We start from the raw sequence: 11812 nt of genomic DNA on the forward strand, positions 1-11812 counted from the left end.
AAACTCTCTTATAACCGAGAGAAATCATTGAAAAGTGCAAGCCCCATTAACAGCACCAGCAGTATTGAGCCAATGCGATAACTAAAGTCTTGAACTCGCTCGGATACCGGCCCGCCCTTCAGCTTTTCGATCGCTAAAAACAGCAGATGTCCCCCATCCAGTACGGGCAGTGGGAACAGGTTGATGATTCCGAGGTTCACGCTAATCAGCGCAAGGAACATCAGATAATAAATCAACCCAAACTCCGCTGACATTCCAGCCCCCTGAGCGATAGAGATCGGCCCACTGAGGTTGTTCAGTTTGACATCACCGGTTATCAATTTACCCAGCATCCTGACCGTCAGTGACATCAGCTGCCAGGTTTTATCCGTGGCTTCAGCGATGGCGGCAAACGGTCCGTACTGACGTACTGTCTTGTATTCCTCAGGTAGCGGGATGACCTTTGGCACCACCCCTGCGAACCCTTCTGCCTTACCTTTTACCGTTTTCGCATCCGGCGTCAGGGTTAACGGCAGCGCACTCCCCTGCCGTTCAATCTCCAGCGCCAGCGCTTTGCCCGGATTATCTCGCACCAGATTAACAAACGTCATCCACTGCGTTAACGGTTGACCATCGACTTTAACGATCCGGTCGCCCGCTTGCAAACCCGCTTTCTGAGCTGCCGAGCCCGTCTGGACCTCCGCCAGCACCGTATCAATCTGCGCGCTGCGCGGCTGGATCCCCAGCGAGGTCACGGGATCTTGCTTGTCTGGCTCAAACGCCCAGTGCCGCAGATCGACGATTTTATCCTGGCGCTGATTGGTCCCGAAAGGGGCGACGGTAAGTATTGTTTGCGGGTTGCCGATTTTGGCGACCAGCTGCATACGCACCGCATCCCAATCAGGCGTTTCGATACCATCTATCGCTTTAAGTTCCGTTCCTTTTGCAATTTGTGCTTGCGCGGCAACCGAATTGGGCGTTATTTCACCCACCACCGGTCGCACGCCAGGAACGCCGATAATAAAGACCAGCCAGTAAGCAAAGATAGCGAAAATGAAGTTAGCGATGGGGCCGGCGGCAATCACCGCCGCACGCTGGCCGACGGTTTTATTGTTGAAGGCGTAGTGGCGCATCTCCGGCGCCACCGCCTCGACGCGCTCGTCCAGCATCTTGACGTAGCCGCCCAGCGGGATCAGGGCAATCACGAACTCCGTGCCCTGCTTATCCATCCGCCGCCACAGCGCTTTGCCAAAGCCGATAGAAAAACGCTCAACCCGGATGCCGCAGCGGCGCGCCACCCAAAAATGGCCAAACTCATGCACCGTAATCAGTACGCCAAGCGCAATGATAAAAGCTGCCAGATTCCAGAGCACGCTCAGCATATAACCTTCCGTCAAATCGTCCTGAAGACCAACAGTAGCAGACAGGCGAAGACCGGTACCGCCGCCGTCAGGCTGTCGATACGATCGAGAATACCGCCGTGTCCGGGAATCAAGTGCCCGCTATCCTTAATGCCGGCCTCGCGCTTAAACATACTTTCCGTCAGATCGCCCAGCACGGAAGCCAGGGCCGCCACCACGGAACAGACCAGCAGCACCGTCGGCGTGACGTCAAGATGCGCCCATTCCCCGTAAGCCCAGGAGATCACGGCCGCCGTCAGCAAACCGCCAAAAAAACCCTGCCAGGTTTTTCCCGGTGAAACCTTCGGCGCCAGCTTATGCTTGCCGAACATTTTGCCAAACATGTAGGCGCCAGAGTCGGCTCCCCAGACCAGGATCATGACGTACAGCAGCCACACCGCACCGCTGTAGTGATTATCGGTATAGTGCCAGGCGCGCAGCGCCAGCATGCCCCAGAAAAACGGAACAATGGTCAATATGCCGAAGATAAGGCGCAGCACTTTGGAATGGCGCCAGAATGCCGCCGACGCCGGGTACGATAACACCAGCAACAGCGCGACGATCCACCAGGCGAATGAGGCCCATAGTGAACCTTCCACCATCGGTTGATGAACGTCATAATGGTATTCAGGCAGCAGAAAAAGCATGGCAGCCAGCAGAAGGCCGCACAGCACCGCCAGCCAGACCCGCTGCGACGTTGAGGTGAAACCGCTCAGTTGCCCCCACTCCCACGCGGCGAGCATGCAGACCACGAGGGTCACGATAGCAAATCCCATCGGCGGCAATAAGAACAGCGCCGCAATGACGACGGGAATTAAGACGAAAGCAGATATCAGGCGATACTTCAGCAAAAGTGACCCCCATCAGGCATGACTGCCACCCGGCTCAGTGCCGCCGAAACGACGCTCTCGATTAACAAAGGCATGGAGTGCACCTTCAAAGTCCTGTTCAGCAAAATCGGGCCAAAGAACATCCGTAAAGTAAAGTTCGGCATAGGCAATTTGCCAAATCAAAAAGTTACTTATTCGGTGCTCTCCCCCGGTCCTAATAACTAAATCAACGGGAGCCAGTTCATGCATGCAGACCTGCTGACTCAGCATTTCTTCCGTGATCTCTTCAGGCAGCAGCGTCCCGTCCTGTACTTGTTTCGCCAGCAGACGAACGCCCTGGGTAATATCCCAGCGACCGCCGTAATTTGCCGCAATGTTCAGCGTTAAGCCGGTATTGTTTGCGGTCAACGCTTCCGCTTTGCGGATGCGTTCCTGCAGGCGCGCATTGAAGCGCGTGGTGTCGCCAATGACCCGCAAACGCACATTGTGTCGGTGCAGGCTTTTGACTTCGCTATCCAGCGCCCAGACGAACAGTTCCATCAGCGCGCTGACTTCCTGGGCTGGACGGTTCCAGTTTTCGCTGCTGAACGCGTATAACGTTAACGCCTCAATTCCATTATTCGCCGCGAAGGAGACCGCGCGACGCACGGATTTCGCACCGGCCTTGTGCCCGAAAGCGCGAATTTTACCTTGCCGTTTCGCCCAACGGCCGTTGCCATCCATAATAATGGCGACATGACGGCAGCCATGAGTTGGCGATATTTCGCTGACAGTTTGATTAGCAGACAACATCACGCGTTTTAAGTCCATAATAAGGATTAACTAGCCACCAAACAGAGGCCACCGGGCCGCGCTGGATACGCATTTTTATCCGATGCCGGGGCTGCAGCCAATCGCAGAGAACAACCAAAAGCTTTACGCAAAAAAGCCGTGTTTTGCCACGGCCACCGTAATCTTTAACAACAAAATGCAACGATCGGGTGGCGCAGACTATATCACCGAAGCCTTTCGCCCACAAATACCACCGCGTTACGCCTGCGCGCCCAAACGATTAAGCTGCTGGTGAGCTACCGCACGAGCGTCAGCGTCGATAACCAGAACATCATCAATGCTTTGCGGCTCCTGCAGGTTCATCTTATCCAGCACCGCCAGATTCACCGCCGCAATATCGGTAAAGCGGATATCGCCATGCAGAAACGCGGCAACTGACTCTTCATTGGCCGCATTCAGCGCCGTGGTGGCCGCCTGGCCGACGTCAAACGCGTCCATCGCCAGCTTCAGGCAGGGATAGCGGGCGTAGTCCGGCGCGGAGAAGCTCAGGTTGCTCAGCTGGCAGAAGTCCAGTGGTTTGACCCCGGAGCTCAGGCGCTGTGGCCAGCCCATGGTATGAGCAATCGGCGTGCGCATATCCGGCTCCCCAAGCTGGGCCAGCACGCTGCCGTCCTGATAGCGAACCATCGAGTGGATCACCGACTGCGGGTGGATCAGCACTTCCATCTGCTGCGCCGAAGCATTGAACAGCCAGCGGGCTTCAATATATTCCAGACCTTTGTTCATCATCGTGGCTGAATCGACGGAGATCTTACGTCCCATCGACCAGTTGGGATGGCGGCAGGCCTGATCCGGGGTCATCGCCGATAGTTCAGCCACGTCCGTCTCGCGGAAAGGCCCCCCGGAACCGGTTAACAGAATGGACGAGACGCCATTCCGGGTGAGGTCAGCGTATCCCAGATGCTGTTGAATTGTCTCCGGCATACTCTGAAAAATCGCGTTATGTTCGCTATCGACCGGCAGCAATCGCGCCCCCGACCGCTGAACGGCCTCCATGAACAAGCGACCGCAGGTCACCAGCGATTCTTTATTCGCCAACAACACGGTTTTCCCGGCGCGGATCGCCGCCAGCGTCGGTACCAGCCCCGCCGCGCCGACGATTGCCGCCATCACCTGATCGACCTCATCCAGCGCCGCGACCTCAGCCGCCGCCTGCTGGCCGCTCAGCACTTCGGTACGGCAGCCATGCTCATGCAGACGGGTGCGCAACCGCTCAGCACTTTGCGCATCATCCATCACGGCGTAACGCGGAGTAAATTCCAGGCATTGTTCAACCATGCGGTCAACGTTTTTCCCCGCGACCAGCGCGGCGACGGAAAAGCAACCAGGGTTATGGCGTACCACGTCCAGCGTGCTACAGCCAATGGAGCCGGTCGAACCGAGAACGGTTAATTGCTTCATGAGACGTCCAGAAGAAAGGAAACAGAATAAAAAGCAAAACGCCGCCAGCAAGCCCCTACGCAACAACTATCGGGGGTAAGGCGGCGGCATCAGGCCTTCAACTTAGCGCTAAAGGCTACAAGGCCAGCCGGCTCAACGCAATCCCGAGAATTGAGCGTACAGTCTTCTGTACGGCGTTTCAGATTTTACTCAGGCCAGGAAGTATCGGCCCGAGCAACAGCAGAGCATCAGAACTGCATCAGTTCCGCTTCTTTATCTGCCAGCGCCGCGTCAACTTTCTTGATGGCGGCGTCAGTCATTTTCTGCACGTCGTCCTGAGAACGGCGATCGTCATCTTCGCTGATCTCTTTCTCTTTCAGCAGCGCTTTAACTTTGTCGTTCGCGTCACGGCGAACGTTACGCACGGCGACACGCGCCTGCTCAGCTTCGCCACGGACGATCTTGGTCAGATCTTTACGACGCTCTTCGGTCAGCGGCGGCAGCGGAACACGAATATCGCTGCCGGCGGAGCTTGGGTTCAGACCGAGGTCAGACGCCATGATCGCTTTTTCAACGGCCGCAGACATAGAACGGTCAAAGACGTTGATTTTCAGGGTACGGGAGTCTTCGACGGTGACGCTGGCCAGCTGGCGCAGCGGAGTCGGCGTACCGTAATATTCAACAACAATCCCGTCCAGCAGGCTCGGAGAAGCACGACCCGTGCGAATTTTGCTGATTTGGTTTTTGAATGCTTCGACGCATTTTTCCATGCGGATTTCAGCATCTTTTCTGATATCGCTAATCACGTTACGAATCCTTGAAAGCTTGTCTCAGTCAGACCAGACGGGACACCCGTCGGAAAATGAGCTAAGTATAGTCAGATTTAATGAAAATCACCGGGCAATATCCCCGCGAAAGTAAAGCGGAATATTACCCGGATTTGGCGCTGACGGGAATTATTCCGTGATCAATGTGCCTTCTTTTTCGCCCATGACCACGCGACGCAGGGCGCCGGGTTTGTTCATGTTGAAGACGCGAATCGGCAATTTGTGGTCACGCGCCAGGGTGAAGGCCGCCAGATCCATGACTTTCAGCTCTTTATCCAGCACTTCGCTGTAGGTCAGCTGATCGTACATGGTGGCAGAAGGATCTTTTGCCGGATCCGCGGTAAACACACCGTCAACCTTGGTCGCTTTCAGCACCACGTCGGCTTCAATTTCAATACCACGCAGGCAGGCTGCGGAATCGGTGGTAAAGAACGGGTTGCCGGTGCCTGCGGAGAGGATCACCACGCGGTTGTTGCGCAGCAGGCTGATCGCCTCTGCCCAGCTGTAGTTGTCGCACACGCCGTTCAGCGGGATGGCGGACATCAGACGAGCGTTCACATAGGCGCGGTGGAGCGCATCACGCATTGCCAGGCCGTTCATGACCGTTGCCAGCATGCCCATGTGGTCGCCCACAACGCGGTTCATACCCGCTTTCGCCAGACCAGCACCACGGAACAGGTTACCACCACCAATTACTACGCCAACCTGAATACCCAGCTCGACCAGCTCTTTGATCTCCTGAGCCATGCGGTCAAGTATGCTTGCATCAATACCGAAGCCTTCTGAGCCCTGCAGCGCTTCGCCACTTAATTTCAGCAGAATACGTTTGTAGACGGGTTTTGCATTGGTAGCCATGTTTCTTTCCTGAGACTGTCAACGAATGAGATATGAGAATTCTGGCGACATTGTATGTCGCATTTCAGCGCGGTCACTATACGCAGTTGGCTGAATTTACAAAATGGGCGCAAAAAGAAGCCGCCCTCAGGCGGCTCCTTGTAAAAATTAAGACTGCTTGGACATCGCAGCAACTTCTGCTGCAAAGTCAGTCTCAACTTTCTCGATGCCTTCGCCCACTTCAAAGCGGATGAAGCCAGTCACGTCAGCGTTGTGCTCTTTCAGCAGCTGACCAACAGATTTGCTCGGCTCCATAACGAAAGGCTGACCCGTCAGAGAAACTTCGCCGGTGAATTTCTTCATGCGGCCTTCAACCATTTTCTCTGCGATTTCTTTCGGCTTACCGGACTGCATCGCGATGTCCAGCTGAACCTGGTACTCTTTCTCTACCACTTCAGCAGACACGTCTTCCGGCTTAACGAATTCCGGCTTGCTTGCTGCAACGTGCATTGCCAGCTGCTTAACCAGCTCTTCGTCAGCGCCTTTAGCGGCAACCAGAACACCGATGCGCGCACCGTGCTGGTAGCTACCCAGAACGTCGCCTTCCAGAACAGCGATACGACGGATGTTGATGTTCTCACCGATTTTAGCAACCAGCGCAACGCGTTCTTCTTCGAACTGTGCTTTCAGAACTTCAACGTCGGAGATTTTACCCGCAACAGCAGCGTCCAGTACTTTGTCAGCAAATGCCTGGAAACCACCATCTTTAGCAACGAAGTCAGTCTGGCAGTTAACTTCCAGAATGTAACCGTAGTTGCCTTCGATTTTGGTTTTGATCACGCCGTCAGCAGCCACGTTGCCTGCTTTCTTCGCCGCTTTGATCGCGCCGGATTTACGCATGTTTTCGATTGCCAGCTCGATGTCGCCATTCGCTTCAGTCAGCGCTTTTTTGCAATCCATCATGCCTGCGCCAGTACGTTCGCGCAGTTCTTTTACCAGGGAAGCGGTAATTTCAGCCATTCTAAAATCCTCGGGAGATGTGGATACTGCCCGGCCAACGGCCAAACAGCGTAAATTGAAAAAAGGGGCCTGTAATGGGCCCCTATTCATACACGGTACTAATAAGGGCTTAAACCTTATTATTCAGCTTCTACGAAGCTTTCTTCCGCCTGAGAAGCCAGGTCCTGAGAGCGACCTTCACGAACGGTAGCAGCAACAGCGCCCAGGTACAGGCTTACTGCGCGGATTGCATCGTCGTTACCCGGGATAACGAAGTCTACGCCGTCCGGATCAGAGTTGGTATCAACGATAGCAAATACCGGGATACCCAGGTTGTTTGCTTCTTTGATAGCGATGTGCTCGTGGTCAGCGTCGATAACGAACAGTGCGTCCGGCAGGCCGCCCATGTCTTTGATACCGCCCAGGCTGTTTTCCAGCTTGTCCAGCTCACGAGTGCGCATCAGCGCTTCTTTCTTGGTCAGCTTGTCGAAAGTACCGTCCTGGGACTGAGTTTCCAGGTCTTTCAGACGTTTGATGGACTGACGAACGGTTTTCCAGTTAGTCAGCATACCGCCCAGCCAGCGATGGTTCACGAAGAACTGGTCGCAGCTGTTAGCAGCTTCTTTTACCGCTTCGCTTGCAGCGCGCTTAGTACCCACGAACAGGATCTTGCCTTTACGGGCAGAGATTTTGTTCAGCTCAGCCAGAGCTTCGTTGAACATCGGTACCGTTTTCTCAAGGTTGATGATGTGAACTTTGTTACGCGCGCCGAAGATGAAAGGCTTCATTTTCGGGTTCCAGTAACGGGTCTGGTGACCAAAGTGAACACCAGCCTTGAGCATGTCGCGCATGGAAACAGTTGCCATGTTTAAAACCTCTATAGATTAAATTGGGGTTATGCCTCCACGTATCCCATATTACCGACCCCAAAGGGCACCCCGGAATATGTGTCGATACGTGTGTGTTATTTACACAATATGAGTATGTCGCTTACGTCCCATCCTTGTGTATCTGAGATGGAACGGAAGTCCGGCGCGCTTTATACCACAAAATCCGCCCAGACACCAACTCTTGTTGACGCCACGTGCTGTTAATGATTCTCAATTTGGCACCAGCCTGCCCGGACTGTTACCATTGGCAGGACTTACTCTATTATTGTCGAAAATATCGACACTGCTGGACATACTCCATGGCTATCTCTATCAAGACATCTGAAGACATTGAAAAAATGCGCGTTGCCGGCCGCCTGGCCGCTGAAGTGCTGGAAATGATCGAACCCTGGGTTAAACCTGGCGTCAGCACCGGCGAACTGGACCGCATCTGTAACGACTATATCGTTAACGAGCAGAAGGCCATTTCCGCCTGCCTCGGCTATCACGGCTATCCGAAGTCCGTCTGCATTTCGGTCAACGAAGTGGTTTGCCACGGTATCCCTGACGACGGCAAACTGCTGAAAGATGGCGATATCGTTAACATCGACGTGACGGTCATTAAAGATGATTTCCATGGCGACACCTCCAAAATGTTTATCGTCGGTAAACCGACGATTCTCGGTGAGCGCCTGTGCCGCATCACTCAGGAAAGCCTGTATCTGGCGCTGAAAATGGTGAAGCCGGGGATCAACCTGCGCACCATCGGCGCGGCGATCCAGAAATACGTTGAAGCCGAAGGTTTTTCCGTGGTGCGCGAATACTGTGGCCACGGTATCGGCCGCGGCTTCCATGAAGAGCCGCAGGTGCTGCACTACGACTCACCGGAGACCAACGTTGTGCTCAAACCCGGCATGACCTTCACCATCGAGCCGATGGTCAACGCGGGTAAAAAAGAGATCCGCAGCATGAAAGACGGCTGGACGGTGAAAACTAAAGACCGGAGCTTGTCTGCGCAGTACGAGCATACTATTGTGGTGACAGACAACGGCTGCGAAATTCTGACGCTACGCAAGGATGACACCATCCCGGCGATAATCTCGCACGATGAATGATGAAAAGCCGGCGCCCGCCGGCTTTTTTATTAGATAGTTTTTTCTTATGGTGACGCGATGAGCAACTCATTACCTGACACAGCCTCCCCTCTTCTGCCCGTCCCGCCGGAACATCCGGTGAGCTGGCCGCAGGGCGATCTGAACTGTGCTGCAATTAAGGCGCACATCGATACCTTCCAGCACTGGCTGGGCGAGGCGTTTGACTCCGGCATCGCCGCGGAGCAGCTCATTGCGGCGCGCACCGAATTTATCGACCAGCTGCTGCAGCGGTTGTGGATCGCCTACGGTTTTGAATCCGTCTGCGATCTGGCGCTGGTCGCCGTCGGCGGCTATGGCCGCGGCGAGCTGCATCCGCTCTCTGACGTCGACCTGCTGATCCTCAGCCGCAAAAAACTGCCGGACGACCAGGCGCAAAAGGTCGGCGAACTGCTGACGCTGCTGTGGGACGTCAAGCTGGAGGTGGGCCACAGCGTGCGCACCCTCGAAGAGTGCCTGCTCGAAGGACTCTCGGATCTCACCGTCGCCACTAACTTGATTGAATCGCGCCTGCTGATCGGCGACGTCGCGCTGTTCCTTGAACTGCAAAAACATATTTTTAGCGACGGCTTCTGGCCATCGGAAAAGTTCTTCGCCGCCAAGGTGGAAGAGCAGAACGTCCGTCATCAACGCTATCACGGCACCAGCTATAACCTGGAGCCGGACGTGAAAAGCAGCCCCGGCGGCCTGCGTGACATCCATACGCTACAGTGGGTGGCTCGCCGTCATTTTGGCGCCACCTCGATGGATGAGATGGTCGGCTTCGGCTTTCTGACCGAAGCCGAGCGCAATGAGCTCAACGAGTGTCTGCATCAGCTGTGGCGCATCCGTTTCGCGCTGCATCTCGAGCTCACTCGCTATGACAACCGTCTGCTTTTCGACCGCCAGCTCAGCGTCGCCCGCCGGCTCGGCTATGAAGGCGACGGCAACCAGCCGATTGAGCATATGATGAAGGACTTCTTCCGCGTCACCCGCCGGGTGAGCGAGCTGAACCAGATGCTGCTTCAGCTGTTTGAAGAGGCTATTCTCGCCCTGACCGAGGATGAAAAACCGCGCCCGATAGACGATGACTTCCAGCTGCGCGGCACCCTTATCGATCTGCGTGACGATACGCTGTTTATTCGCGAACCGCAGGCCATTCTGCGCATGTTTTATATGATGGTACGCAACAGCACCATCACCGGCATCTACTCCACGACGTTGCGCCATCTGCGCCATGCCCGGCGCCATCTGACCCAGCCGCTGTGCTATATCCCGGAGGCGCGCACGCTCTTTCTCAGCATGCTGCGCCATCAGGGGGCGGTCAGCCGCGGACTGCTGCCGATGCATCGCCATAGCGTGCTGTGGGCCTATATGCCGCAGTGGTCACATATCGTCGGCCAGATGCAGTTCGATCTGTTTCACGCCTACACCGTCGATGAACACACCATCCGCGTGATGCTGAAGCTGGAGAGCTTTGCCAAAGAAGAAACCCGCAGCCGCCACCCGCTGTGCGTGGAGCTATGGCCGCGCTTAACGCACCCGGAGCTGATTTTAATCGCCGCCCTGTTCCACGACATTGCGAAAGGGCGTGGCGGCGACCACTCGATCCTCGGCGCGCAGGATGTGCTGAAGTTTGCCGAGCTGCACGGACTGAACTCTCGCGAAACGCAGCTGGTCGCCTGGCTGGTGCGTCACCATCTGCTGATGTCGGTCACCGCCCAGCGGCGCGACATTCAGGATCCGGAGGTGATTAAGCAGTTCGCCGAGGAAGTGCAAACGGAAAATCGCCTGCGCTATCTGGTGTGCCTGACCGTCGCCGACATCTGCGCCACCAACGAAACGCTGTGGAACAGCTGGAAGCAGAGTCTGCTGCGCGAACTCTATTTCGCCACCGAGAAACAGCTGCGTCGGGGCATGCAAAGCACCCCGGATATGCGCGAACGGGTGCGTCATCATCAGCTGCAGGCGCTGGCCCTGCTGCGGATGGACAATATTAATGAAGAGGCGCTGCATCAGATCTGGAACCGCTGCCGCGCCAACTATTTCGTGCGGCATACGCCGACGCAGCTCGCCTGGCACGCCCGCAACCTGCTGCGTCACGATCTGAATAAGCCGATGATTCTGCTGAGTTCGCAGGCCACCCGCGGCGGTACGGAGATTTTTATCTGGAGCCCGGATCGCCCTTATCTGTTTGCCGCGGTGTGCGGCGAACTGGACCGCCGCAACCTCAGCGTCCACGACGCGCAGATCTTCACCACCCGCGACGGCATGGCGATGGATACCTTTATTGTCCTCGAACCCGACGGCAGCCCGCTTTCAGCTGACCGCCACGACGCGATTCGCCACGGTCTTGAACAGACGATAACTCAGCGCAGCTGGGAACCCCCGGCCCCGCGTCGTCAGGCGGCAAAACTGCGTCACTTCTCTGTGCCGACAGAGGTGAATTTCCTGCCGACCCATACCGATCGAAAATCGTTTCTCGAGCTGATTGCGCTCGATCAGCCAGGGCTGCTCGCCCGCGTCGGCCAGGTGTTCGCCGACCTCGGTATTTCGCTTCACGGGGCGCGAATTACGACAATTGGTGAGCGAGTAGAAGATTTATTTATAATCGCCACCGCCGACCGGCGTGGCCTTAATAATGAGCTACAACAAGAAGTGCAACAACGGTTGACAGAGGCCCTCAATCCAAACGATAAAGGGTGACGTATTTTTTTTAGTGAATGGAAAGAA

10 protein-coding genes are annotated in these 11812 nt (G+C 55.6%); 2 read left to right on the top strand and 8 right to left on the bottom strand.

Annotated features, from left to right (window positions below; all coding sequences use genetic code 11):
* Nucleotides 1-8: 8 nt before the first annotated feature.
* From rseP to rpsB, 8 genes are all read right to left on the bottom strand, one after another.
* Nucleotides 9-1361 (bottom strand): sigma E protease regulator RseP, encoded by a 1353-nt coding sequence (rseP, locus tag SP68_RS21010; RefSeq protein WP_008807352.1) that lies wholly within the window; start codon nt 1359-1361, stop codon nt 9-11.
* A gap of 11 nt (nt 1362-1372) precedes the next feature.
* The gene (gene cdsA / locus SP68_RS21015) at nt 1373-2230 is read right to left on the bottom strand and encodes a phosphatidate cytidylyltransferase (protein WP_022065545.1); all 858 of its coding nucleotides are present in this window, start codon (nt 2228-2230) and stop codon (nt 1373-1375) included.
* A gap of 12 nt (nt 2231-2242) precedes the next feature.
* On the bottom strand, nt 2243-3001 hold the full coding sequence (gene ispU, locus SP68_RS21020) for a (2E,6E)-farnesyl-diphosphate-specific ditrans,polycis-undecaprenyl-diphosphate synthase (protein ID WP_012968905.1): 759 nt from the start codon (nt 2999-3001) through the stop codon (nt 2243-2245).
* A gap of 237 nt (nt 3002-3238) precedes the next feature.
* A complete protein-coding gene (ispC, locus tag SP68_RS21025; RefSeq protein ID WP_012968906.1) occupies nt 3239-4441 on the bottom strand; it encodes a 1-deoxy-D-xylulose-5-phosphate reductoisomerase in 1203 nt (400 codons plus the stop codon).
* 227 nt (nt 4442-4668) lie between these two features.
* Nucleotides 4669-5226, bottom strand: a complete 558-nt coding sequence (gene frr, locus SP68_RS21030; RefSeq protein WP_002889308.1) for a ribosome recycling factor — start codon at nt 5224-5226, stop codon at nt 4669-4671.
* A gap of 150 nt (nt 5227-5376) precedes the next feature.
* On the bottom strand, nt 5377-6102 hold the full coding sequence (gene pyrH, locus SP68_RS21035) for a UMP kinase (RefSeq protein ID WP_004098747.1): 726 nt from the start codon (nt 6100-6102) through the stop codon (nt 5377-5379).
* A 147-nt stretch (nt 6103-6249) separates the two neighbouring features.
* On the bottom strand, nt 6250-7101 hold the full coding sequence (tsf, locus tag SP68_RS21040; RefSeq protein WP_004151930.1) for a translation elongation factor Ts: 852 nt from the start codon (nt 7099-7101) through the stop codon (nt 6250-6252).
* A 119-nt stretch (nt 7102-7220) separates the two neighbouring features.
* Complete coding sequence (rpsB, locus tag SP68_RS21045; protein ID WP_008807356.1) at nt 7221-7946, bottom strand: 30S ribosomal protein S2; 726 nt, start codon at nt 7944-7946, stop codon at nt 7221-7223.
* Between the two features lie 323 nt (nt 7947-8269).
* Between rpsB and map the strand changes: the two genes are divergently transcribed.
* Both map and glnD read left to right on the top strand, forming a co-directional pair.
* Nucleotides 8270-9064: a type I methionyl aminopeptidase gene (gene map / locus SP68_RS21050; protein WP_004204446.1), complete on the top strand. Its 795-nt coding sequence runs from the start codon at nt 8270-8272 to the stop codon at nt 9062-9064.
* A gap of 117 nt (nt 9065-9181) precedes the next feature.
* Nucleotides 9182-11785, top strand: a complete 2604-nt coding sequence (gene glnD / locus SP68_RS21055) for a bifunctional uridylyltransferase/uridylyl-removing protein GlnD (RefSeq protein WP_228961067.1) — start codon at nt 9182-9184, stop codon at nt 11783-11785.
* The last annotated feature ends 27 nt before the right edge of the window (nt 11786-11812 follow it).

It is taken from the genome of Klebsiella variicola, from assembly GCF_000828055.2.
In the GTDB taxonomy this organism is placed as follows: domain Bacteria; phylum Pseudomonadota; class Gammaproteobacteria; order Enterobacterales; family Enterobacteriaceae; genus Klebsiella; species Klebsiella variicola.